At 62.5% G+C, this 23,053-nt stretch carries 19 protein-coding genes; 3 read left to right on the top strand and 16 right to left on the bottom strand.

The genetic code is table 11. The annotated features are described in order from the left end of the window. Positions 1-17: 17 nt before the first annotated feature. The 5 genes from galA to J2X24_RS17905 all read right to left on the bottom strand — a co-directional run bounded on the left by galA (position 18) and on the right by J2X24_RS17905 (position 8,713). On the bottom strand, positions 18-2,504 hold the full coding sequence (gene galA, locus J2X24_RS17885; RefSeq protein WP_209724624.1) for a beta-galactosidase GalA: 2,487 nt from the start codon (positions 2,502-2,504) through the stop codon (positions 18-20). A gap of 97 nt (positions 2,505-2,601) precedes the next feature. Continuing rightward, entirely contained in the window at positions 2,602-5,514 is a 2,913-nt protein-coding gene (locus tag J2X24_RS17890; protein WP_209724626.1) for a TonB-dependent receptor, read from the bottom strand. Positions 5,515-5,619: 105 nt separating this feature from the next. Further along, complete coding sequence (locus J2X24_RS17895) at positions 5,620-6,621, bottom strand: FecR family protein (RefSeq protein ID WP_209724628.1); 1,002 nt, start codon at positions 6,619-6,621, stop codon at positions 5,620-5,622. Next, on the bottom strand, positions 6,608-7,189 hold the full coding sequence (locus J2X24_RS17900) for an RNA polymerase sigma factor (RefSeq protein WP_209724630.1): 582 nt from the start codon (positions 7,187-7,189) through the stop codon (positions 6,608-6,610). The genes J2X24_RS17895 and J2X24_RS17900 overlap by 14 nt, the downstream gene beginning before the upstream one ends. Positions 7,190-7,348: 159 nt before the next feature. Then, positions 7,349-8,713, bottom strand: a complete 1,365-nt coding sequence (locus J2X24_RS17905) for a glycoside hydrolase family 53 protein (protein WP_209724632.1) — start codon at positions 8,711-8,713, stop codon at positions 7,349-7,351. A 20-nt stretch (positions 8,714-8,733) separates the two neighbouring features. Here J2X24_RS17905 and J2X24_RS17910 point away from each other — a divergent pair, with 20 nt between their 5' ends. The 3 genes from J2X24_RS17910 to J2X24_RS17920 all read left to right on the top strand — a co-directional run bounded on the left by J2X24_RS17910 (position 8,734) and on the right by J2X24_RS17920 (position 10,253). Continuing rightward, positions 8,734-9,582 (top strand): arylesterase, encoded by an 849-nt coding sequence (locus tag J2X24_RS17910; protein WP_209724634.1) that lies wholly within the window; start codon positions 8,734-8,736, stop codon positions 9,580-9,582. 96 nt (positions 9,583-9,678) lie between these two features. Continuing rightward, a complete protein-coding gene (locus tag J2X24_RS17915; protein WP_209724635.1) occupies positions 9,679-9,933 on the top strand; it encodes a WGR domain-containing protein in 255 nt (84 codons plus the stop codon). Continuing rightward, positions 9,933-10,253: a DUF4031 domain-containing protein gene (locus J2X24_RS17920; protein WP_209724637.1), complete on the top strand. Its 321-nt coding sequence runs from the start codon at positions 9,933-9,935 to the stop codon at positions 10,251-10,253. Before J2X24_RS17915 ends, J2X24_RS17920 begins: the two co-directional genes overlap by 1 nt. On the opposite strand, the gene J2X24_RS17925 is transcribed toward J2X24_RS17920, so the two are convergent. The 11 genes from J2X24_RS17925 to tssA all read right to left on the bottom strand — a co-directional run bounded on the left by J2X24_RS17925 (position 10,250) and on the right by tssA (position 23,020). Beyond that, positions 10,250-11,647: a class I SAM-dependent methyltransferase gene (locus J2X24_RS17925; protein ID WP_209724639.1), complete on the bottom strand. Its 1,398-nt coding sequence runs from the start codon at positions 11,645-11,647 to the stop codon at positions 10,250-10,252. The two genes, J2X24_RS17920 and J2X24_RS17925, sit on opposite strands and share 4 nt — an antisense overlap. Continuing rightward, positions 11,644-12,336 carry a YqiA/YcfP family alpha/beta fold hydrolase gene (locus tag J2X24_RS17930; protein ID WP_209724641.1) on the bottom strand — a complete coding sequence of 231 codons (693 nt, stop codon included), beginning with the start codon at positions 12,334-12,336 and terminating at the stop codon, positions 11,644-11,646. Before J2X24_RS17930 ends, J2X24_RS17925 begins: the two co-directional genes overlap by 4 nt. Before the next feature lie 20 nt (positions 12,337-12,356). Further along, positions 12,357-15,014 carry a type VI secretion system ATPase TssH gene (gene tssH, locus J2X24_RS17935; RefSeq protein ID WP_209724643.1) on the bottom strand — a complete coding sequence of 886 codons (2,658 nt, stop codon included), beginning with the start codon at positions 15,012-15,014 and terminating at the stop codon, positions 12,357-12,359. A 30-nt stretch (positions 15,015-15,044) separates the two neighbouring features. Further along, positions 15,045-16,082 (bottom strand): type VI secretion system baseplate subunit TssG, encoded by a 1,038-nt coding sequence (gene tssG, locus J2X24_RS17940; protein WP_245344914.1) that lies wholly within the window; start codon positions 16,080-16,082, stop codon positions 15,045-15,047. Next, positions 16,046-17,908 (bottom strand): type VI secretion system baseplate subunit TssF, encoded by a 1,863-nt coding sequence (tssF, locus tag J2X24_RS17945; RefSeq protein ID WP_209724645.1) that lies wholly within the window; start codon positions 17,906-17,908, stop codon positions 16,046-16,048. The genes tssG and tssF overlap by 37 nt, the downstream gene beginning before the upstream one ends. A gap of 3 nt (positions 17,909-17,911) precedes the next feature. After that, positions 17,912-18,439, bottom strand: a complete 528-nt coding sequence (gene tssE, locus J2X24_RS17950) for a type VI secretion system baseplate subunit TssE (protein WP_245344915.1) — start codon at positions 18,437-18,439, stop codon at positions 17,912-17,914. 10 nt (positions 18,440-18,449) lie between these two features. Further along, positions 18,450-19,238, bottom strand: coding sequence for a type VI secretion system accessory protein TagJ (locus tag J2X24_RS17955; RefSeq protein ID WP_209724647.1), 789 nt, complete (start codon positions 19,236-19,238; stop codon positions 18,450-18,452). 15 nt (positions 19,239-19,253) lie between these two features. After that, positions 19,254-19,745 (bottom strand): Hcp family type VI secretion system effector, encoded by a 492-nt coding sequence (locus J2X24_RS17960; RefSeq protein WP_209724649.1) that lies wholly within the window; start codon positions 19,743-19,745, stop codon positions 19,254-19,256. 53 nt (positions 19,746-19,798) lie between these two features. Further along, positions 19,799-21,286, bottom strand: coding sequence for a type VI secretion system contractile sheath large subunit (gene tssC / locus J2X24_RS17965; protein WP_209724651.1), 1,488 nt, complete (start codon positions 21,284-21,286; stop codon positions 19,799-19,801). 23 nt (positions 21,287-21,309) lie between these two features. Next, positions 21,310-21,834: a type VI secretion system contractile sheath small subunit gene (gene tssB / locus J2X24_RS17970; protein WP_209724654.1), complete on the bottom strand. Its 525-nt coding sequence runs from the start codon at positions 21,832-21,834 to the stop codon at positions 21,310-21,312. A gap of 178 nt (positions 21,835-22,012) precedes the next feature. Further along, positions 22,013-23,020, bottom strand: coding sequence for a type VI secretion system protein TssA (gene tssA, locus J2X24_RS17975; protein ID WP_209724656.1), 1,008 nt, complete (start codon positions 23,018-23,020; stop codon positions 22,013-22,015). Between the last annotated feature and the right edge of the window lie 33 nt (positions 23,021-23,053).

Genomic DNA, 23,053 nt, shown 5'->3' on the forward strand with positions numbered 1-23,053 from the left:
CCAATTCGGGCCGGAGCTTAACCGGCCTTCAGCACGACCTTCCCGCTGGTCAGCCCGGCGCCCGAAGCCGTCACGGTAATGTTGCCCTTCCCGCGCGTCTGGACAATAGCGCTGCATAGCCCGTTGAAGGCTTTGCGCTGGCTCGCCTTGTCGGCTTCGTGGCTGTTCGGATTGCCGTTGCCGACGCCGATCACTTCGCCCGGCCCCGAGACGGCAAAGGTGATCAGGTCCGATGCCTTGGGCACCGGCCGGCCCCTGGCGTCGAAGACCTCGGCGCGTAATACGGCGACGTCCATGTCATCGCCCAAAAGCGCCGTGCGGTCGGCGCTCAGCACCACCTTGGCCGGCGCGCCCGCCGTTTCGCGCTTGTCCTTCAGCAAGACCTTGCCGCCCTTATAGGCAAAGGCTTCGATCTTGCCGGGCACATAGGGCACGCTCCATTCGGCGTGGCGGTTGCGAGGCACTGGTTTGCGGCCAGCTGACTTGCCGTTGACGAACAGCTCGACCTCGTCGCAGTTACTGTGCGCCCAGACGGAAACCGTCTTTCCTTCTTCCCAGTTCCAGTGCGGCAGAAGGTGCAGCAAGGGCTGCTCCGGCCGCCACCAGGCGCGGTAATAATAGTAGTTGTCCTTCGGGAAGCCACAGGTGTCGAAGACGCCGAACTGCGACGAAATGCTGGGCCATTCCGAAAACGGCGTCGGCTCGCCGCGATAGTCGAAGCCCGTCCAGATGAAGCCGCCGGCCATGTAGGGTTTCTCGGCGGCGTGGGTCCACCAGGTCTCGCCCGTCGTCGCCCACCACGGCGCTGTCGTATCGTAAGCCGGGACAATATGGTTGGCCTTGTCCTCGATATATTCGCCACGCGTCGCAACTGTCGAAGCGGTTTCCGAGCCGATGACCGGGATGTGCGGATACTTGGCATGGAAGTCGTCGATCAGGTGCGTGCGGTAGTTAAAGCCCAACACATCGACCTCGTGGGTGACGCCGAATCCATAGCCCTGGTCCATGGCGTAGGTGACGCCGCGCGTCGGATCCAGTTCGTTGCACAGGCGCTTCATGGTGCGTGTGATGATCGCCCCACGCTCAGTGCCCTGCTGCGGCTCTTCGTTGCCGACCGACCACAGGATGATCGACGGGTGGTTGCGGTCGCGCACGATCATGCTGCGCAGGTTTTCCAGCCCCTCCTTCGACGAGGTCATCAGGCGCGTTTCGTCGATGACGAGCAGTCCCAGTTCGTCACAGGCGTCGAGCACTTCCGGCGTCGGCGGATTGTGCGAAGCGCGATAGGCGTTGCAGCCCATCTCCTTCAGCAATCTCAGCCGGTAATATTGCAAGGCGTCCGGAATGGCGGCGCCGACCCCGGCGTGATCCTGGTGGTTGCAGGTACCCTTGAGCTTCAGGTGCTTACCGTTGAGGAAGAAGCCCTTTTCGGCGTCGAATTTGATATCGCGGAAACCGAATGTTGTCGAAGCTTGATCGACAACCTGGTCCTTAACGATGAGATTGGTGTTTATAAAATAGAGGTTAGGCTGTTCTACCGACCAAAGTGCAGGCTGAACGATCTTAACATTATGAACCACGTCCGTGGAGGACCACGCGGGCACATCAATCGACGAGTCGTCACGGGTATCAGGATTACTTGAAGGCACGTCCAGATAGTTGACCGATGAAGCCACGATAACCGTTTGCGCTACGTCGCTGTCATTGCGAACGGTCGTCGTGATTTCCACCGTGCCATCCGTCTTAGACCGGACCAGAACGCCATGCTGGGGGACGTGCACCGCATTGACCTTAGTCAGCCAGACGTGGCGATAGATGCCTGCGCCTTCATAGAACCAGCCTTCGCCCAGGGATGCATCGACGCGCACGGCGATGACATTCGGCTTGTCGTCGGTATTGAGGAAGTCCGTGACGTCGATTGAGAAACCGGTATAGCCGCCGTCATGTTCGCGCACGATGTAGCCGTTGACCATGACCAGCGTGCTGCGAAAGACGCCGTCGAACTCGATGAAGATGCGCTTGCCCTTGTCGGCAGTATCCAGCGTGAACGTCTTACGGTACCAGCCGACACTGGTTTCCGGATATTCGCGGCCCAGCGGCTTGAAGCCGTGATTTGCCGCCGGATCCCAGATTTCGCCGCGGTCGTTCGGTTTCAGTTCAGACGCCTTTGGATTCGGTACGAACGGCAGTTCAACCGCCCAGTCGTGCGGCAGGGTAACCTGACGCCATTGCGAGTCATCGAAAGCCGCTTGCGCGACCTTGCCGGAATCCGGCCCTTGCTTGGCATAGGTGCGCAGGTCGAGGCCGAAACCGAAGTCCTTTTCGCCGTCATGCAGGTGACCGAAGGCGAACCGCCAGCCATCGTTGAAGCGCACGCGTCCCATGCGACCTACTTCGTCTTTCGCCACGGGCTCGTTCTTGTCCTGAGCCCAGGTAATGCCGGCCGACGCCATAAGCGTTAGAGAAGATGCGGTGGCTAGCACTTCGCGGCGGTTGGGGGTCATGGCAGCGGTCCTCCGGGAGTTCACATTTTCAGACAATGATGGCCGGACGCTCCTAGGGTCAAGCGCCCGGCCATGAGTTTACTACTTCAAGTGAAACTTAGTATTTCACAGTCACGTCGAACAGGAAGCGACGCCCATAGTAGTCCATGCGGCGCAGACGGTTTTCCTTGTTGTCGTCGTAGGCGCGCAGCGGCGTGTCGAGCAGGTTGGCCGCCTGGAAGCGCAGCGACACTTGGGCGTTGACGTTATAGCTGGCGCTGAAATCGACAGTCGTTTCCGGCTCAACGCTGACCAGGGCACTCGAATCCCAGCCATAAAGGGCAGTATAGGTCGAGTGATACTTGGCCCCCAGACGCGCTTCGAACGTCCCGTCGCTGTACCAAAGGTCCAGTGTGCCCGTCGTGTCGGCGACGCCGTTCATGGTCAGCGGGTTATTGGTCGGGACGAACTCTTCAATGTCGGAATCGACCAGGGCGAGGTTTGAATAGATGCCGAACTTCTCGAAGCCCGGGATGAAGCTGAACGGCGTCTGGAAGGTGAATTCCAGGCCGGCGATATAGCCCGAGTCCGTTTTGTTGACCGGCGAGACCAGTGTGTACGGATTGCCGTTGATCGTCTCGGTACGCTGATTATAGCCGACATAGTTCTCGATCTGCTTGTAATAGCCGGCGATCGCGAACAGGGCGTCCTTGTCGAAATAGTTTTCATAGGACACGTCGATCTGCGTCGCTTCGAACGGCTTAAGATACGGATTGCCCGACGAACCGGTATAGGGCGCGGTCGGTGACAGGCTGCGGTTGGCCTTCAGCTCGTTGAGCGGCGGACGCGACAATACCTGGGCGGCACCGAGCTTCAGGTAAACGCCGTCGTTCAGTTCGATCCGCGCCGTGGCGCTTGGCAACAGCTTGGTATAATCGCTGCCGCCCTTGGCCGAGGTCAGGACCAGCGGATAGAAGGCCCAGTTGCCGGACGTGTCCTGGAACCAGGCGCCGCCGGAGACGCTGTCACCAATGCTCTCGCTGTCGACACTGACGGCCCGCACGCCGAAATTGCCATCCGTCGGCTTGCCGAACCACGTCGTCTCGTAGCGGGCCTGGACGTAGGCTTCCGCGACCTTTTCGCTGACGGTCGAGTTGTAGGCCAGCGATTCCGGATCGAGGTCGAGCGCTCCAGCGCCATAGGCCGCCGTAACGATCTCGTCGAAATCACCGTCGAGTATGGAGGGCAGTTTGAAGTTCTTGAACTCATACGACGTGAACAGGCTGGTCGGCAGGGTCGTCACACCGGTGAGGTGCTGCGCCTGCGTGTTCGCCGTGGTCATTTCGGACTTGGTGCGATCGGCAAAGCGGGCACCGAACTCGATCGCTGTCAGGAAGCCTCCCGACAGATCGCGACGGGCGTCGAACGACAAGGCGCTCAGTTCGTCCTTGAGGCGGCCCGGTGCGGCTTCGCCCGGTTGCCATTCGACGCTCTGGGCGGTGTTCTGCGGCTGGTCCGACACCGTCACGAATGGATCGTCGCCGTCCAGCAGCCAGGTCATGGTGGCCGGATAGTACTGCATCCGGGCGGCCTGCCACAGATTGCTGCGTTCAGCCGACGAATAGGAGGCGTCGGCCGTGACCGTCCACTGGTCGTAGGTCCAGCGGCCGTTCAGACCTGTCACGATCAGGTCCTTGTTTTCGGTATACTGGGCAACCAGCGAGGTCACGGTGTCATAGGCGGTCGTCGCGCCAACCAGGTCGCCATTCACGATGACCGGATTGGTGTACTGGCCGGTGTTGCCGCCAGCCCAGTTGCCCCAGCGGCCGCCGAGGCCGCCATAGACCTGCTGGTTCTGATGCTCGTCGATCTTGAAGTTCGAATAGAGCAGGTCGTAGGTGAGCTGGAAATTCTCACTCGGGCGGTACTGGAAGCCTGTCGAGACGCTGTAGCGGTCGGCGGTCAGGAACTTGGCCTCGGCCTGGGCGCCCCACGGCGTAGGCACCTTCGGCCCACCGGTGACGATCGGGCCAGTCGAGTTGGCCGGGCGGATGCTGTCGTCATTATAGCCCCAGCCCTGGAAGCTTTCATAGCCGTTCTTCTGCTGCTGGGCGGTGACGCCGATGACGAAGGCGAATTCCGGCGTCAGCTTTTTGACGAACGAGCCCGAGGCGCGGTAGCCAAGACCGTCATAGTCCGGGAGGGCGGTGCCACCGTCGTAATAGACGGCGCCGGCGCGCGCCACCAGTTCCGGCCCGCGGTATTCCAGCGGACGGATGGTCTGGATATCCACGGTTCCGGAAATACCGCCGGCGATCAGGCTCGCTTGCGACGACTTGTAGACGCTGACGCCCGAAACGACTTCCGACGGATAGATTTCCCAGCGGACATTGCGGTCCGGTTCGGAAGACGCGACTTCGCGGCCATTAACCGTGCCCAGAACCATGCGCGGACCGATGCCGCGAATGGCCGCCTGGCTGTCATTGCCGCGGTCGCGGGTCGTGTTGACGCCCGGCAGGCGCGCGATCGACTCGGCGATCGTCACGTCGGGCAGGACGCCTATGTCCTTGGCGGCAATGGCTTCCATGACGCCGGTCTGGCGGCGCTTGACGTCGAGCGCGTCGCGCATCGACTTACGCATGCCGACGACGACCACGTCCTCGGATTCGGCCGGCGCTTCGGCGGCGGCCGGTGACGCGGCATTTTCGGCGGTGGCGGCGCGGGCCAGCACAACCGAATTGCCGGCACGCGACTTGACCGTCAGGCCGGTACCGCTGATCAGCGTGTCAAGGGCCGCATCAGCCGTCATATTGCCCTGGACAGCATTGGTGCGGATGCCACGCAGTTCGCTGGCGGCGGCCAAGACCTGCAGGTCCGATTGCTGTACAAAGCTCGGCACCGCGCTCGTCGCGTCCTGGGCCGGAATGTTGAAGGCCTTTTCCTGCGCCATGGCGGGCGCGGCCATGACGGCAGCAACGGCGACGGTACCCATGAGGGCGGCGCGCAAACCGGCACTATATAAATCTTTCATTTAAGGGTTCCCCTGTCTTGACATCTTCCACGAGGGACGCTTCCCGGCCCCTTCAATAACAAGATGAACAGGGGAAATCTTTTCCGCCGGTATTATCCTACAAATTTATGACGATGCGGCTTGTGTGCCAATTATGATACGGTCGTGGCGGATGCTGACCGGCACACCAAAAGCACTGTGAACCGCGCGTGCAAAGGCTTCGGGCCGGTCGACCTGGAAACCGCCAACCAGTTTGACGTCCAGCAGGCGCTCGTCGGCTATGATGATCTGCTGGTCGTTATAGCGATTGAAGTCCGATGCCGCCGCCGACAGGCTTTCTTCGCGCAGGATGATTTCACGCTCCCGCCAGGCCAGCTTGCGGTCGATCTCCGCCGCTTCGGCGACGACCGCGACAGGCTCCGCGGTTTCCGCCGCGACAAAGGCACGGCTGCCGGCCGACAGGCGCGTGCGTTTTTCCGGATCACGGACGCTCCAGGTCTCGACCGTGCCCTCCGTCACCAGCACGTCGGCGCCATTGGCGTGGCGGCGGACGCTAAAGGCAGTGCCTATGGCGCGCACGCGGATATCGCCGGCGGAGACGACGAACGGCGCGTCAGGATTCTTGGCGACCTCGAACCAGGCCTCGCCCTTGACCAGTTGCACCTTGCGCGAAGATTCGCCCATGGCGACCTCGACATGGCTGTCGGTATTAATGGCCGCCAATGAGCGATCGCTCAGAGGCACATTGCGCAGTTCGCCACGCCGCGTCTCATAGCTGGCCCGGCGGGACATGGCATAGCCGACGCCCAGAACGGCCAGGGCCGAAGCCGCCAGCCCGCCCATCAAGGCGTGGCGGCGGGACGGTTGGGCGGGCGCCCTGGATGGCGCGGGCAGCGGCGTAACCAGCGGACTGGACAGGACGTCGTGCTGCGGGATCGCAGCCCCTACCCCATGCGTCAGGACCTGAGCCCGATCGAGCAAAATCCACGCCGCCTCGGCGCGCAGGTAGGCACCGGCGTGGCGGCGGTCAGCATCGTGCCAGGCCTGAAAGGCCTGCTCGATTTCGGGATCTGAAGTCCCTGCCCTGCGAGCGACCCACTCCGCCGCTTCAGCGTCAATCCGCGACATGCCTCACTCCGACAGAGGTGTGTGGCACCGCGACGGTCAGCACCGGCTGGTCGGCGAGGGTGCGCAGGATGAGGCTCAAGCCGCGTGCCGTTTCCTTTTCGACGATATTCTCGCTGATGCACAGACGCCTGGCCGTCTCGGCCTGCGAGAGGCCGTGCACCTTGCGCAGCTCGAACACCTGCCGGCACCGGTCCGGCAGGGCGCCGATCAGGCCCAGGACGCGCGTCAGCTCGGCGCGCGCCGAAGTCGCCTTTTCCGGATCGGGCGCATGATCGGCCATGCCGAGGTCGTCGAGATTCTGCACGGTCATGATCGACACCACGCGGTTGCGGCGCACCTGCTCGAGCACGATGTTGCGGGCCGAACGGAAGAGATAGGCGCGCGCGTCCTGGATATGGTCCGTACGCTCCATCCGCAGCAGGCGGCAGTACACTTCCTGAACGATGTCATCGCGTTCATCCGCCTTTACCCCCAACCGGGTCAACCACTGGCGCAGGTCCGCCTCGTGCGGCAGGATCTGCGTACCGATAAAGGCCAGCAACGCGGCGCGGTTCTCCGCCGCCGTCATGGCCTGTTTCCTGATGCTACGATGCGCGACGCAGTCATTTCCGCCACCTGCCCTAAGCTTTTCCCTGGGAAACAGCAGGTTGTCGTGTCCCGCTGCATATTTATGCGCGAGTCATAGCACATGTTGGGACGAACGCGACGGTTATTGTATGACAAATTATCAGTTGGCGGACGGCTGTGACCTGTTCAGCACGATTGTCTTTGCCGCCTTGGGCACTGCGAAGGTCAGGGCTTCGGCCGTTTCCAGGGCAGGTTCGCTGTCCGCCGTGCCCACGATCACCTCTGTACCCGGCTTCAGCCAGGCGGAATAGGTGAAGGCATTGCCGGTCTTGACCATGGCCACATTGACGCCGCCGGTAAAGTCGGCGGTCAGGTACTGCGCCGCCTGGCCGTTATCGGGCAGGCTGAACGTCACTTCGACCGGCCAGACGTACTGCGCCTTCGGCCATTCGAGCGCCGGCAGGGCATTGCCCTTGAAGTCGAAGAAGGCCGCGTTTTCCCAGTCGGACCCTTGCGCCCACCGCGTCTTGCACTTGGTCGACACCCAGGCCGGCTCCCAATAGACAACACCCGTTCCGCCATTGTCGAGCGTCAGCTGCATGATGTCGTGCATGTATTTCGCCTGGCCGTCCGGTGTGACAGGATAGGCCTTCAAGGCCGAATCCGAGCCCAGCAGGTTGCGGGCATCGTCATTCCATTGATCGGTAAAGGCATGACCGGTTTCGACGACGATGACTTCCTTGCCGAAGCGATAATGGACGCGGCGGATTGTTTCAGCCAGACCGGAGAAGTCCATTTTCGACCATTTGCTGTAATAGCTGAGCCCGATGATGTCGTACCCCACGACACCCGCCTTGGTCGCGGCTTCGAACCACGGCTCGACATATTCCGGCTGGGCGACGTGCAGCATGATGGTGGGCTTAAGCGCGCTGTCGGCGCTGGCGTCCCGGACCCCCTTGATGCCGGCATTGAACAGCCGGGCATTGCGCGTCCAGTTGATCGGCGCGTTTTCTTCCGGCTTCGGCCGCAGGATTTCGCCATTAGTCTCGTTGCCGACCTGGATCATGTCGGGCATCAGCCCATCGGCCTGCAGCGCATCGACCGTGTCGACCGTGTATTTATAGAGCGCCTCTACCTGTTGGTCATCATTGAGGTTGGCCCAGGCGGCGGGCACCAGTTGCTTGCCGCCATCGGCCCAGTCGTCCGAATAGTGGAAGTCGAGCAGCACCTTCATGCCGGCCTTTTTGGCTTCGTGGATGGTAATCCTGACATCGTCGAGGTCGGAATAAGGCGTCCACTTGGCATCGACCCAGATGCGCACCCGTACCAGGTTGTGACCGGATTGGGCGAAGATGCCGTAGGCGTCCTGGGTCTTACCTTGATAGCTGTAGCGCGCGCCGCAGTCCTTCATTTCGTTGACGTAGGACAGGTCGGCGCCGAACCAGTAGGAACGATCTTCCGCATGGACGGACGGCGCCGCGATCAGGGCGGCCAGGGCGAAGGGAGTGATGAATTTATGGGTCATATCAAACCAGATGCATCCACTTGGCTATTTCCGCCGGCCAGCCGGAACTATTTTTGCGCAATATGCCGCAAAAATACCTTGCCGCCACCATGGTGACACCACGGCCCTACCTTCCCATATCTCACCTGTTCCTCTTTTTCGGAGTTCCCTGGCGGATGCGTCCTCTTTTTCGCCCAAGCCCCTTTCTGCTTTCCTGTTTGCTGTTCCTTATTTGCGTTGCGTCCATGCTTGCCTCTCCTGCTGCAGAAGCCGCCCCCGCCCGTGAGCGATTCGTCCTGGCGTTCGGAGACTCACTTACTGCCGGCTACGGCCTGAAATCGTCCGAAAGCTTTCCCGCGAGACTTGAAGGGCTATTGCGTGACGAAGGGCACAGGGTGCGCGTGCATAACGCTGGCGTATCAGGAGACACGACGACGGGTGGCAGGGCGCGTTTGAACCGCGTATTGAAGGGCCTGAAGCGCAAACCCGACCTCGTGATCGTCGAACTGGGCGCCAACGACATGCTGATGGGCCATAACCCGAAAGTAACGGAAGCCAACCTCGACGCCATGCTTTCGGAGCTGAAGGCACGTGGCATTCCTGTCATTCTGGCCGGCATGTTCGACACCACCAGCCTGGGCTTCAGCTACTTCGATCAGTTCAACGCCATCTATCCGCGTGTGGCAAAAAGGCATGGCGCAACCCTCTATCCCTTCTTCATGAAAGACGTCATGCTCAACAAGGCGTTACTGCTGAAGGATCGTGTTCATCCCAACGCCCAGGGCGTCAAGGTCATCGCGAAAAACATCCTGCCGACCATCCGCGCTGAACTTCTTCGACAGCCTGCGCCCAAGCCCAAGCCATCGGTCGTCTCATCCGGCGTGGGCTGATTATCGCGTAATAGGTGATCGTGAATCACGTTTTGTTCTTGGCTGCAAACTCGCGGCGTGTTACATTAGATCATTGGATTCACTGAGGATTCAGCGATGACGATTAGCATCCTGCACCGTATCGACAAGGCGCGCAATATGGCGCGCGGCTACGAGTTGTCGGTACAGCCCGGCCTGTTCGGCGATGTCTCCGTACTGCGCCATTGGGGCCGAATCGGCACGACAGGCCAGTCGAAGGAATACTGGTTCCGCGACGAGACCGAGGCCGAAAATGAGGCCGCCGCCATCCTCAGGCAAAAGCAGAAACGCGGCTACACCCTGCGCGCACCTGCCCCCGCAGCCGACATCTGATGGCCGTCTATGTCGACGACATGTACCGCTACGCCATAGGCGAGTTTCGCGGCATGCAGATGTCGCATCTGATCGCCGACACGCCCGACGAACTGCACGTCTTCGCTCGTCGCATCGGCATGCGGCGCGAATGGTATCAGGGCGATCACTACGACATCCCCCTGCCCCGCCGCCGCGACGCGATTGCCGCCGGCGCCATCGCCGTCACCTACCGCCAGTGCGGCATGATGCGGCGCCGGCAGGCCGTGGAAGGCCATTGCGGCGATCCGGCCGATGCCGCGAGGTGGTACCGGCAGTGGCTGCGCCAGCGTAACCCTTAAGGCTGCAGCAGCCCGGACTCGACGACCATGGTCATGGCCGCCTCGAAGCTCAACGCTTCCGAGGTCCAGCCGGCCTTCAGATCCACTACGTCACTTCGACCATCGAGGCCGAGTACAAAAGCCCGAGGTTCGTCCTCTGTAATGTTCTGGGTGCGGTGATCAAGCGTGTACATCATCGGATAGCCCTGCCGGATCATGGCGCGCGCCAGCGCACTGACCTTCGGACGATCGCCGGGTGTATCCGAAAATGGCGCCGGTCCGCCATGCAGCTGAGTCAATCCGAAGTCGAACAGCCGGAACAGGGCGTGGGCATAGGGTTCCTGATCGGTCAGTTCATCGATCCGGAAACGGCGCGGCCAAGACGCGGACAGCTTGTCAAGTATCTCGGCCAAACCTTCGTTGGAGATGACGAACTCGCCGTCCTTCGAGGTGAATTTCTGGCCGTCGCGCGTACAGCGCGCCGATACGTGTGACGACATGATCCGTGCCGGATCGAGGCGGCGTTCGGGCTTCGCCTCTGCCCGGACAAACAGGCTGTGGCGGAAGAACCGAACGATATCGTCGTCGCGGCGCTGGACGGCGGCGACGATGTCGCGGACCTTAGTGCTGTCGCCAGCTTCGCTGATAAAGCCGTCGGCCAGCAAGCCCGGATGCGCTTCGTTCAGATATTGCATGCCATGATGCCCCGCGGCCTGCGCCATGTCGGTCAGGGATTGCGGCTCGAAACACGGCCCGAGTTCGTCGTGATAGAGCACCTCCGGCGGCTTATCCAGCATGTTGGCCGCCTCCCCGCGCAGGCCGGTCTGAAGCGGACGATCATCGTCGCGCGGCGCGGCGTAGGCCGTCAGGAATTCCCTAGCCGCGGCGGTACGCTCAGCGTCGGGAAGACCTTCGACGTGGCGCAGGATCATGTCACGCAGCAGCTTGCGCACGTGGCCGCCGGGCAAGGCGTTATAGCTGATATACGCGACACCTTCAGCCGCCAGACACCGGCCGATGATTTTCCAGATCGCCTCGCGCACCGGCTCCGGCACCCAGGCATAGACGCCGTGCACAATGATATAGTCGAAGGTCTCGGTCAGGCTTTCCGCGGCGTCCAGAATATCGCCGACCTCGACGCGGACATTGGTAAGCCCGGCCTCCTTCAGCAGCGCCTGGCCGCGCGCGACGGCGCTGGCGGCCAGGTCGAAGTTAAGGAAACGCCCGTCCGGGTAGGCCGCCGCCATGGCGATGACATTGGCCCCGTCGCCGCCGCCGATTTCCAGTACGCGCGCCGTTTCGACCGGCGCCGCGTCAAGGCCGTGAATGCGCGCCATCAACGCCATCCGGTCAGGATGGGCGTGCGGAAAGATCATCGTCGGATAGGCGACGGAATCGTAGGTGGTTTCGGTCACGCCTTTAGCAGCGCCGGAGCGATGTCCTTCGCGCCGCAACCGTGGCTCAGCAGGACCTTGTTCATTGTCGCCATGCGGTGCTCGGTCAATGGATTCATGGATGTCCCGGCGATACGCAGAACCTCTCCGTAGTGAACGCCGATCTTGCTGACGACATCGTTGCTCAGGCAGACGTTCAACCCCTGGACGGTATGGAATGCCGACTTGACGTCCCGCATCGCCTGCATGGGGTGGCGGATGGCGCTGGCCAGCATGCCCGCCGTCCTGACCGCCGTCATGGCGACACTGGCGTCGGCGATATTGCGCGACGCAAAGACCCCCACGCCGGGCGCGTTGAACGTCACCATGGGAAGTCGCTTGCGGTTGGCGACAACCTGAGCGATCGCCCCACCTAGGGAATGTCCACACAGGACGATGTTCTGCCCCGCGAACTGTTCCACAAACGCTTCGCCCGCGGAAAAGTAAGAGGTATTCATTCCGGTACCGAGCTTGAGATCGGCGATCGCATCCATTTTTTGCGCCGTACCACGGAACGCAACGACGATACAGCCGCGGCCTGAATAGGCCGATGCCTGGAAGCCATTAAGCGCCCCCGCCGCTGCTCGCCGACTGATACAGCCGAACGCCGTGGGGTTGGGGCCGTCCTCATAGACGGCCTCCGCAAGCAGACCCAGTTCACGTATCAGCATGGCTGATCCTCCGAAAAATGTCAGGAGAAGCTGTAGGTAAACCCGCTGGCGCCGTCGCCGACGCCGACATCGATGGACGTGACCTCTTCGCCGTTCATCTGCTTTTCGAGCAGGGCGATCGACAGTTCCGGCAGCATGGTATTGGTCAGGATGGCGTCGATGACCCGGCCGCCCGACGCCACCTCGTTGCAGCGCGACACGATCAGGTCGACGACCTCCTGGCTGTAGTTGAAGGCGATGCCATGGTTTTCCTGGATGCGCTTCTTGACGCGGTCGATCTGCAGCTTGACGATGCCTTGCAGCATCTTCGGCGACAGCGGGAAGTAGGGTAGCACAAGCAGGCGGCCCAGCAGCGCCGGCGGGAAGACTTTCAGCAGCTCGGGACGCAGGGCGTCGGCCAGGCTTTCCGGATCGGGCTTCATCTCCTCGTCTTCGGACAGCGTCGTGATCAGGTCGGTGCCGACGTTCGAGGTCAAAAGGATCAGGGTGTTCTTGAAGTCGATGTGCCGGCCTTCGGAATCGTTCATGAAGCCCTTGTCGAAGACCTGGAAGAACATCTCGTGGACGTCCGGGTGGGCCTTTTCGACCTCATCGAGCAGGACGACGCTGTAGGGACGGCGGCGAACCGCTTCGGTCAGCACCCCGCCCTGGCCGTAGCCGACATAGCCCGCCGGTGCGCCTTTCAGCGTCGAGACGGTATGGGCTTCCTGGAATTCGGACATGTTGATGACGATCATCGAATCGTCGCCCGAGTAGAGCAGTTCCGACAGGACGTGCGCGGTTTCGGTCTTGCCGACGCCCGACGGGCCACACAGCATGAAGACGCCGACCGGTTTGTTCGGATTGTCGAGCTTGGCGCGGCTGGTCTTGATGCGCTTGGCCAGGGCGTCCATGGCGTGGTCCTGGCCGATGACGCGTTCCTTCAGGCGGTCCGCGATTTCCAGCACACTCTTGATCTCGTCCTTGACCATGCGGCCGACAGGGATGCCGGTCCAGTCGGCGATGACGGCCGAGACGGCATCGGCATCAACGACGGCAAAGACCATCGGGGTGTCACCGGCCGCATCGCGCATGGCGGCAATGGCCGTATCGAGCGCAGCCTTTAACGGGGTTTCATCCACCGGCTCGGCGCCGTCTTCGGCCGGGGCTCGCGCTTCCTCGAGGGCAGCCCGGGCGGCACGTACGCCTTCAAGGGCAGCCTTTTCGGCGTCCCACTTGGCGGTCACTTCGGCCAGTGACGCTTCAGCCTCGGCCAAAGCTTCCTTCAGCTTCGGACCGCGATCGTCGCTCCGGTACTGGCCGGCCAGTTCGCGCGCGGCGATCTCGATTTCGACATTGAGCAGCTCGACCTTGCGGCGGCGGTCCTCGACGGCGGCGGGCGTGGCGTGCTGGGATACCGCGACGCGGGCGCACGCCGTGTCGAGCAGGCTGACCGCCTTGTCCGGCAACTGACGCGCCGGCACATAGCGCTGCGACAGCTTGACGGCCGCTTCGACGGCTTCGTCGAGCAGAACGATCTGGTGATGCTTTTCCATCATCGGCGCGACCGAACGCAACATAGCGATGGCGTTGTTGGTTTCCGGTTCGCCGACATCGACCGTCTGGAAGCGGCGGGTCATCGCCGGATCCTTTTCGAAGTATTGGCGGTATTCGGCATAGGTGGTGGCGGCGATGGTGCGCAGGCGTCCGCGCGCCAGGGCCGGCTTCAGCAGGTTGGCGGCGTCGCCCGTCCCGGCCTGGCCACCGGCGCCGATCAGGGTGTGTGCTTCGTCGATGAACAGGATGATGGGTTTCGGCGAAGCTTCGACCTCGTCGATCACTTGCCTGAGACGCTTTTCGAACTCGCCCTTGACGCTGGCACCAGCCTGCAGCAGGCCGATGTCGAGCGCGCGCAGGGTGACGTCCTTCAGCTGCGGCGGCACATCGCCATCAACGATGCGGCGAGCGAAACCCTCTGCCACAGCCGTCTTGCCGACGCCGGCTTCACCAATCAGGATCGGGTTGTTCTGGCGGCGGCGCAGCAGGATATCGACGACCTGGCGGATTTCGGCGTCGCGGCCGACGATCTTGTCGATCGCGCCGGTGCGGGCGCGTTCGGTCAGGTCGACGGAGAACTTGGCCAGGGCCTCGCCCTCACCCACCGGTCCTGCTCCATCGGCGGAACCGCCGCCAACGCTTGAGACCGTGTCGACCGTCGTCTGTTCGGTGGAAGACGCGACGATCTTCTCGAAGGTCTCACCCAGCTTGTCGACGCCGATCTTGCGGAATTCGCCCGAGATATTGCCGAGCGCGTTTTTCAGCGTCGGGGTCTTCAGCATACCATAGATCAGATGGCCGGTGCGGACACGGTTGGCCGAGAATTGCAGCGAGGCATAGAGCCAGCCCTTTTCGATCGCTTCCTCGATCTGCGGCGAAAAGTCGGAAATGGCAGTGGCGCCGCGCGGCAGGGCGTCCAGCGCGGCGACCACATCGCGCGCCAACTGGGTATCGTCCATGTTGAAGCCGGTACGGATGGCCGCTACGTCATTGCGCGGATCCTGCAGCATGACGTGGACCCAATGGACCAGCTCGACATAGGGGTTGCCGCGCATTTTGCAGAAGCTGGTGGCCGTTTCGATGGCCTTCAGCGCCGTGGGGTTCAACCGCCCGAACAGCGATGACCTGCTAATTTCCGCCATAACCTTAGCCCTTCCCTAATCCCTGTAATTTCAATGTATCGTAGTTTCAGCCGCACGCGGCTTTGCGGCCTGGCGCCGCACAATGGTGTCGCGCCGGATACCGTTCGAAGCCTTGGGCGCCAGCCAGCTGGTCCAGCCCAGCCGGCCACGGCCATCCAGCTTGAGCGGCGGCGCCTTGGCGTCCTCCATCTCCAGCGCGATGTCCCATTCCAGGTGCTGCGGCGCAAAGGCGTCCAGCGCCTCGGCCACGATGGCGAAGCGCGATCCTGTCGGCAGCAGACTTTCGTACTCGCGCAATGTATTGACGCGAATGACGATGCGGAAGGCGTCCGACGCCGTGCGCACCCGCCCGCCCAGAAGCATGTCGCCGCCGAGCTGGGCATAGGACTGGCCCAGCCGCGTGCGGTCTTCGGGTTCGATGTCGCGCCAGCGCGGCTGAAATTCCAGTACCCGGACCTTCTGCCTCAGCAGGTGCGACAGGGCGTCCTCGATACCGCCGGCATTGCGCCGCGACGCGAACAGGCTGGCATAATGCAGGCGCGCCCGCGCCGGAAAGGCCGAGCGGTCGCCGGCACCTTCGGCAGCGCCAGTTACCGCCGCGATATAGGCGGCGAAGCGGTCGTCGCCGGGCCGGTCCGCCATCGGCGCGGGCTGGCTGTCCGCCCAGGCGCGATAGAAGAACTGCAACATGCGGTTGGACAGCATGTCGAAGAAGCGGCCCACGGGGCGGCTTGTGGCATACTTTTTTTCGTACAGGACGAACTCGGACATGTGGATGGGCAAGGGCCCCATCGGCCCCGTGAGGCCCAGCCAGTAGCCGCTGACCCGCGCGCGACCGCCCTTAATCTCCACCTCATCCAGCGTGCTGTCGGCAAAGCCCAGCGACGGCGATTGCGCCAGATCCACGACGTTTTGTGACGGCAGGCGGGCCCGGCCGACGCGCGGCAGGCCATGGGCGCGCGCTTCCGCGCCCCGCAAAAGGGCGAACAGACCCCAGCGCCGGACCATCCCGGCGGCCTGGGCCAGGAAGTTCAGATGTTGTGCTGACGGCCTGTCCGGGGCGGCCATTTGACAAACACTCCTTCGACGGGGGACTCAAACTCGCACTCGGTGAAACTGTTGATCGTGGTGAATTCGGCCAGGAAACGCTCCAGCACAGCCGAAAAAACGAACAGGCGCGCCCGGTCAAAGGCGCCGTCATCCAGGCGGATGCGGATATGCTGGCCCGAAGCCACCGCCATGCGGTCACCCCCTGGAACGCGCCGCGACACCCGCCGCGACGACACATTCAGGATGCCGTCGATCTGGCGCCGCGACGAGGCGTCGTCCTGGCGGCCATACAATGTCAGGTGATCGCGCAGCAGGGACGGATCGCCGTCGGGCTGGTTGACCAGGGTGGTATAGTTCGGCGTCAGGTGGCCGATGATCCTCCAGGCGGCGTCGTGCATGCCCAGCGGCGGACGCGGACGCGTCGGCGCCCGCACGACGGTGGCGGCGCGCACCGGCAGGCCCGCGACGTTGAAATGGTTCTCGCCACGGAAGGTCAGGGTTTCCGGCAGTTCGCGGTTGGTGACCAGGGCGCGCACGGCCAGTTCGTGCACATTGTCAATAATGTCGGGATTGCCCGGCGCCGTTAGACTGAGCCAGGTCTCGGTGCCGACATAGTCGCTGGTCCGGCGCACGCGCTGCTCGCGCGTCGACAGCCGGCGGGCCTTAAGGCGCGTAGCGTAGAACAGGGCATTTCGCCAGTCATAAAGCAACGCGCCGAAGGCATAGAGCGGAGCGACCGTACTGGGGTCGGAATTGTCCTTGCCGAAGGCCTTGACGTCGAGAATTCGGAAGACTTCGAAATCGATCGGCTTCGCCCGGTCCGGAATGACGTGGTATTCGTGCTCGTACGGCTTGATCTCGACGCGGCCCAGCTGCTTTTCGAACAGGTTGATGGCCGGCGTGGCGAACAGGCGGAAGTTCGACGGCGTCAGCGCACCATTCAGGGTCGGAACGGCGCGCGAAAACAGGAAGACGACGTCGCACGACGTACCTGACGCCGCGAAAGCCTTGTCCAGGCCGTCCACGCCGACGAACAGGAAGCGTTCCGGACAGGCGAAATACTCCGTGAGCAGGCGATAGCCCCGGAACGAGCGCACTTCCGCGGGCAGAAGCGCTTCATCGTCGCCGAAGCCCACCTGCACGGGTCGCGGCAGGTCGATCCAGCCGCCCGCCCCTGCGCCCGACTCGGCATCGCGCGCCACGACGGCGATGGTTTCGCCCGCCATCTGGCGGTAAAGCTCGCCCGGAACGGTTTCGGAACCGTCGAGATAGAGGCTGATCAGGCCGGGAATGAGTTTGTTCAGCTCAACGCCCGGATTGGCGGTAAAACGCAGACGTAAGCCGGCCTCGGCCTTGAAACGCGTTCCGGCGGCAAACGGTGCCACGGCGGCGCGCGAGCCTAAATACTCGGCCTGGCTAATCTTGATCGGCCACAGGGTTACGTCGTGGGCGGTGCGGAAGATCACCGGCGTATTCTGGTCCGACGCTTGCGCGGTAATCTCAGTCCCGCGCGGAACCTGCGTGCCGGTGATCAGGCCCGGATCACCTTCCTTGCCCTCGAAGGCGGTGATGCAGATCGCCGGCGTCGGTGCCATGTAATGCGGCTGGATCGCCTGCAGCAGGTGCTGGGTGAATTCGGGATACTGGTCCTGCTGCTTGAGCTGGACGCGCGCCGACAGGAAGGCCACGCCCTCCAGCAGCCGTTCGACATAGGGGTCGGGATCGGTCGGCGTCTTCAGGCCCAGCCGGCCGGCCACCGCCTCGTGCTCCTCGCCGAACTCGCGCGCGCTTTCGCGCAAGTAGGCCAGTTCGTCATTATAGGCTTTTAGCAGACGCGGATCCATCGCCTAGTCTCTAATCGTGACGGTCGCCGAGTCGGCTTCGACATCGGTCTTGAAGTTGATGGGAATGGCCTGGACGGCGGACGTGATGTCGCCGTGGATAATGTAGGTGACGCGGTTTTCGCGCTCACGATCCGACGGTTCGACGTGCAGGCTGTCCGGACTGATGCGCGGCTCGTAGGCCTTGACGGCTGCCTGGATGTCGCGGGCGCGCTGGGTCACCGCCCGCTGGGTATAGGACTTTCCCGCCAGGTCGGTCACACCATAGTTCAGAACCGAGGTCCTGATTTCCGGATACGGCGTCAAATCGAAACCCGACGACAGGCTGACCGTATTGAGCAGCCAGTACAGGTCGCGCTTGATGGTGTCGCGCAGGGCGGCCTCAGTGAAGCGCTCCAGGCGTGGCACGGAATAGTGCTTCATCGACTCGCGCGACAGTTCGGCCATGGTGCTGTCATCACGCAGACCCGGCATGTCGAGATCGGCCGACAGCTTGTCGAACAGGGAGGGATTCAACCGCTCGGCTATGGCCATGGCGCGCGCCTTACCGGAATTCAAGTTTGCGCAGCGACAGGAGGTCGCGCTCGTCCCCGCTGGAAAGGTTGAGGATATGTTGCCCCAGGCCGGTCACGCCGTTATCGGTCTCGATCCAGCGCGTTGACCGCGCCAGAACGTCGTTGACGTCATCGCTTTGCTCGCTGCCCGGATAGCGGACCGGCAGGAAGCCCGCGACCGACTGGCCGCTCTTGAAGCCGATCTGCACCGGATACCACAACATGTCGCGCAGATCTTTTGCACCTTCGCTCTTCACATATTGCAGCGTGTCGAAGGTGATCAGCCCCCACTTGCCAGCGATGATGGCTTCGAGTGCCGGACCGAAGCGGCTGTCCGCATCGGCGATCCAGTCGAACTCAACACCGTCCAGTGTGCCAGGCGTATCGGGCGCCGCGGCAAAGGCGCGTTCCCGCGCCTCGGCCGCCGCATCCATTCGTCCCGCCAGTTCGTGACCCAGCGCCGCCGCCAGATCGGCGGCCCAGGGCTGAGACTTCGTCAGCAGGGCCACAGGGGCCTTGCCGGCGAAAACCTCGGCGCGCAGGGCCTCCGCCTCGATCGCCTGACCGTAGGCGGTGCTCAGCATCATGGCGTCGGGCGACAACTGCGCCAGGGCATTCAACTGGGCGCGCGCCTTCGTCCACTCGCCTGACAGGGCAAGCAACTGGAAGAGAAACATCCGGGCTTCGACATTGCCGGGTGTCTTTTTGACCAGTTCGACGAGTTCGGCCCGCGCCCCGTTCAGGTCGCCCTGACGCAATAGGGTCTCGGCAGAAGACATACCTTTTACTTGGCCTTACTTGGCTTTGTTTTCGCGGAGGTTATAACCCGACTTCACGACGCCACCGACATTGCCGGTCGAATCCTGCGGCAGGTATTCGAAGTCGATCTGAGCAAAGTTCAGCGAAACCGACTCAGCCGGAGCATCGCCCAATGCATTACCGCTGTTGTTGACGCTCGACACCAGGACGTCAGTCAGGGTGATCTTGTAGTACTCCTTGCCGCCTTCCTTGCCGCCGCCGGCCTTGCGGAAGGTAATAACGGCGCTGGGAATATGTTCACCCGTCGCGCAATGGTTGATGAGCGTTGGCGTCGCCTTGTCAACCAGCTTGTTGATGGTGATGTCCTGGAAATCGGCCTTGCCCGAACCCGAACCGCCCGCACGCCCGCCCGTGCCCGTCTGCGACACGCCGAAGCTGAAAGAATCGATATCGATTTCGCCCTTGTGCTTGGAATCCTGTGACTCGCCAGCAATGCCCTTGAGCATCAGGAACATATCAACAGCCATGGTAAACTCCCTTATATTGATCGCCGTCCATCATGCGGCGTATGTGATGAAATTTAAGCCCCCTTGGGCAGACGCGAAACCATACTCATCGATACGTCCATGCCTTCCAGCTGGTAATGCGGGACGAACAGGAACTTCCCCTTGTAATAGCCTGGGTTTTCTTCATCCGGCACGACCTCGACCTGGGCGGCCTTGAGCGGCAGCCTGGCCTTGGTTTCCTCAGAAGACGTTTCCGGTGCACCATCGACATACTGCATGACCCAGTTTTGCAGGTCACGCTGCAGTTGCGGCGCTTCACGGCTGCCGCCGACCCAGTCGCGCACCATGCACTTCAGGTAGTGGGCAAAGCGGCAGCTGGCGAAGATATAAGGTAGGCGCGCCGACAGGTTGGCCGAGGCCGTGGCCGCCGGATCGTCATAGACCTTCGGCTGGTGCACCGTTTGGGCGCCGATGAAGGTCGCCTGGTCGGTGTTCTTGCGATGGATAAGCGACAAGAGGCCCGAGGCCGACAGCTCGGCTTCACGGCGGTCCGAAATGGCGATTTCGGTCGGACACTTCATGTCGACGCCGCCGTCATCGGTCGGGAAGGTCGCGGTGGGCAGGCTATCGACCGTACCGCCGGATTCAACACCGCGGATACGCGTGCACCAACCCCAATCCTTGAAGGCGTCGGTGATACGGACGCCCATGGCGTAGGAGGCATTGACCCACAGATGGTTGTCGTGCTCGCCGCCGGTATCTTCCTCAAAGTCAAAGCCGTCGACCGGATTGGTCTTGGAGCCGTAGGGCGCGCGACCCAGGAAGCGCGGCATGGTCAGGGCCAGGTAACGGCTGTCCTCGGTCGCCCGGAACCCGCGCCACGCGGCGTAGTCGGAAGCGTCGAACAGCTTGCCAAGGTCGCGCGGCTGCGACAGTTCCTGCCAGCTCTGCATGCCCATCAGGCCCGGCGCGGCATTGGAGATAAACGGCGCATGCGCGGCGGCGCCGATCTTGGCCAGGCCTTTCATGACTTCGATGTCGGGCGCGGTGTGATCGAAGGCGTAGTCGCACAGGAAGGCGCCGTAGGGCTGACCGCCCAGCTGGCCGAATTCCGACTCGTAGATTTTCTTGAACAGCGGGCTCTGGTCCCACGCCGCGTCGCGGTACTGACGCAGCATCTTGCGCGTCTCGTCCTTGCCGATGTTCAGGACACGGATCTTGAGATCCTTGCCGGTCGGCGTGCTCATGACAAAATAGTGCAGCCCGCGCCACGCCGATTCCAGCTTCTGGAATTCTTCGTGGTGCAGGATCTTGTTGACCTGCTCGCTCAGCTTCTTGTCGATGGCCGAGCGCATGGCGTCGAGCGTGGTGAACACGTCATGGCCGATAACGGCGGCATCGCCCAGGGCCTGCTGGGCCAGGGTCGCCACCGCCGATTCGATGCGCGAGGCGCGCACGTCATCCGTGGGCTTGAATTCTTTTTGCAGCAGCGCCGAGAAGTCGTCGAGGCCGCCGATTTCCGATGCGACGGCATCGCCTGAGCGAAGCGTTTCCTGAGCCATAATATCCGTCTCCGTTTCGCTAATTATTGGTCTGCGGCTTCGTCGCCGGCCTTTTCGGCCTTGCTGGCGGCCAGGGCTTTCAGCAGGTCAGGATCCTTCAGGACCTTGTCGAGCAGCTCCTGCGCGCCATCCTTGCCATCCATGTAGATCATCAGGTCGTTCAGCTGCTGGCGGGCTTCGAGCAGCTTGTTGAGCGCCGGCACCTTCTTGGCGACCTCGCCCGGATCGAAATCGTTCATCGACTTGAAGGTCAGGTCGATCCCCAGCTTGCCTTCGCCGGTCAGGGTGTTGTCGACATTGAAGGCGGCGCGCGGCGCGATTGCTTCCATGCGCTGGTCGAAATTGTCCATGTCGAATTCGACGAAATCGCGCTTGTCCAGCGGCTTCTTCTCGACCAGGCTCTTGCCCGACAGATCGGACATGACGCCCATCACGAACGGCAGTTCGATCTTCTGGCGCGCACCAAAGGTTTCAACTTCATACTCGATGTGGACGCGTGGCTTGCGGTTCTGGCTGATGAAACGCTGGCCACCTTTTGACGCTGACATGGCAACCCCCTTGCATAAGGTTCAGGCCTTAAGCCTGGTGCTTTGTTACGGCCCCGAGGCACGCCAGAGGGCACTGTGATTGCGGGAAACTATCGCCCGCCCTTTTTGCTTTTACAAGCGAATTTCATGCTTGATTTTATATTAACGCCATTTTTACGCAATCGGACGCGGTAACTGGTTAATAGCCTTCTTCCTTTGGACGCGGCATTAGCACGCTACGCGCTTCATGGACGCTGTTCGGCGCGATATCCTCGAGCACGGCAAGGAAGTCGAGCGTCACCCACTCGCGCGCCCGCCGCAATGCCATCGGCACCGGACTGGTCGGCTCCTTGCGGCGGTAATAGTCGCTGATGGCGTCGATCGCACGGATGACATCCTCCCGCGATTCGATCGCACCCGGCGCCCCTACGCCGGCACGCCCGCCGCCGCCCGATGACGCCGCCGACACGTCTTCGTCCGCCTCGGCGGCGTCATCACCGCCCCCCAGACTGGTAAAGGCCGCAAGGCCCGACCGCATCCCCTTAAGCGCTTCGTAGGTTGGCGCGAAATTGACCGAAGTACCGCCTTCGGAGTTGGCCGTCATGACGCCGTCGGCGATCCGCAGCGCCTCGACAATCGTGTCGAGCTGCTGGACGACCGCCTCAAGCTCTTCAGGCGGCGTTTCCTGCACGGCGGCCCGGAACATACCGTAACCATCCTCGCTGTCGCCGTTCAGCGTGAACCGTTCGATATCGACGCTCGAATATTCGCCGAGGCGCGGGTGGCGGATAAGGATGATGTTCCTGAGCGGGCCCAGGAATTCCCCTATACGGGTCAGCGCCTCGCAAGGCGCCTTGCGGCCCTGGAAACCGTATTCTTCCAGCTGCGGGTGGACCGTATCCCAGTAATTGCCGACAAGCCCCGCCAGGAATTTGGCGCCGGTCTCGACGACGTCGATCTGCGCCATGCGCGCGCCCGCGCGCATCAGATAAACAGCCAGCGAGATGTCCTTGGTGCGAGCGCTTTGCCCTTCGATCAGACGGACGATGGCGCGCCAGTCGATATCGCCCTCGTTGGCGGCGCCACCGCCCGCGGAGGTCTCGAACGCCGCCTCGATCTCCTGGCGCTCGCCGTCATATTCCAGGTTTTCCCCGACCGGATTGTCTTCCGAAACAGGCTCAAGCAGCGTTTCGACATCCACGGCCATTCAGCACTCCAGTCTCGCCCAAGTCGCGGCGCA

This window comes from Asticcacaulis solisilvae, assembly GCF_017875235.1.
GTDB lineage: Bacteria > Pseudomonadota > Alphaproteobacteria > Caulobacterales > Caulobacteraceae > Asticcacaulis > Asticcacaulis solisilvae_A.

Coding starts and splice junctions, on each gene's coding strand:
- galA (WP_209724624.1), bottom strand. CDS start 2,504: ATGACCCCCAACCGCCGCGAAGTGCTAGCCACCGCATCTTCTCTAACG.
- J2X24_RS17890 (WP_209724626.1), bottom strand. CDS start 5,514: ATGAAAGATTTATATAGTGCCGGTTTGCGCGCCGCCCTCATGGGTACC.
- J2X24_RS17895 (WP_209724628.1), bottom strand. CDS start 6,621: ATGTCGCGGATTGACGCTGAAGCGGCGGAGTGGGTCGCTCGCAGGGCA.
- J2X24_RS17900 (WP_209724630.1), bottom strand. CDS start 7,189: ATGACGGCGGCGGAGAACCGCGCCGCGTTGCTGGCCTTTATCGGTACG.
- J2X24_RS17905 (WP_209724632.1), bottom strand. CDS start 8,713: ATGACCCATAAATTCATCACTCCCTTCGCCCTGGCCGCCCTGATCGCG.
- J2X24_RS17915 (WP_209724635.1), top strand. CDS start 9,679: ATGACGATTAGCATCCTGCACCGTATCGACAAGGCGCGCAATATGGCG.
- J2X24_RS17920 (WP_209724637.1), top strand. CDS start 9,933: ATGGCCGTCTATGTCGACGACATGTACCGCTACGCCATAGGCGAGTTT.
- J2X24_RS17930 (WP_209724641.1), bottom strand. CDS start 12,336: ATGCTGATACGTGAACTGGGTCTGCTTGCGGAGGCCGTCTATGAGGAC.
- tssH (WP_209724643.1), bottom strand. CDS start 15,014: ATGGCGGAAATTAGCAGGTCATCGCTGTTCGGGCGGTTGAACCCCACG.
- tssG (WP_245344914.1), bottom strand. CDS start 16,082: ATGGCCGCCCCGGACAGGCCGTCAGCACAACATCTGAACTTCCTGGCC.
- tssF (WP_209724645.1), bottom strand. CDS start 17,908: ATGGATCCGCGTCTGCTAAAAGCCTATAATGACGAACTGGCCTACTTG.
- tssE (WP_245344915.1), bottom strand. CDS start 18,439: ATGGCCATAGCCGAGCGGTTGAATCCCTCCCTGTTCGACAAGCTGTCG.
- J2X24_RS17955 (WP_209724647.1), bottom strand. CDS start 19,238: ATGTCTTCTGCCGAGACCCTATTGCGTCAGGGCGACCTGAACGGGGCG.
- J2X24_RS17960 (WP_209724649.1), bottom strand. CDS start 19,745: ATGGCTGTTGATATGTTCCTGATGCTCAAGGGCATTGCTGGCGAGTCA.
- tssC (WP_209724651.1), bottom strand. CDS start 21,286: ATGGCTCAGGAAACGCTTCGCTCAGGCGATGCCGTCGCATCGGAAATC.
- tssB (WP_209724654.1), bottom strand. CDS start 21,834: ATGTCAGCGTCAAAAGGTGGCCAGCGTTTCATCAGCCAGAACCGCAAG.
- tssA (WP_209724656.1), bottom strand. CDS start 23,020: ATGGCCGTGGATGTCGAAACGCTGCTTGAGCCTGTTTCGGAAGACAAT.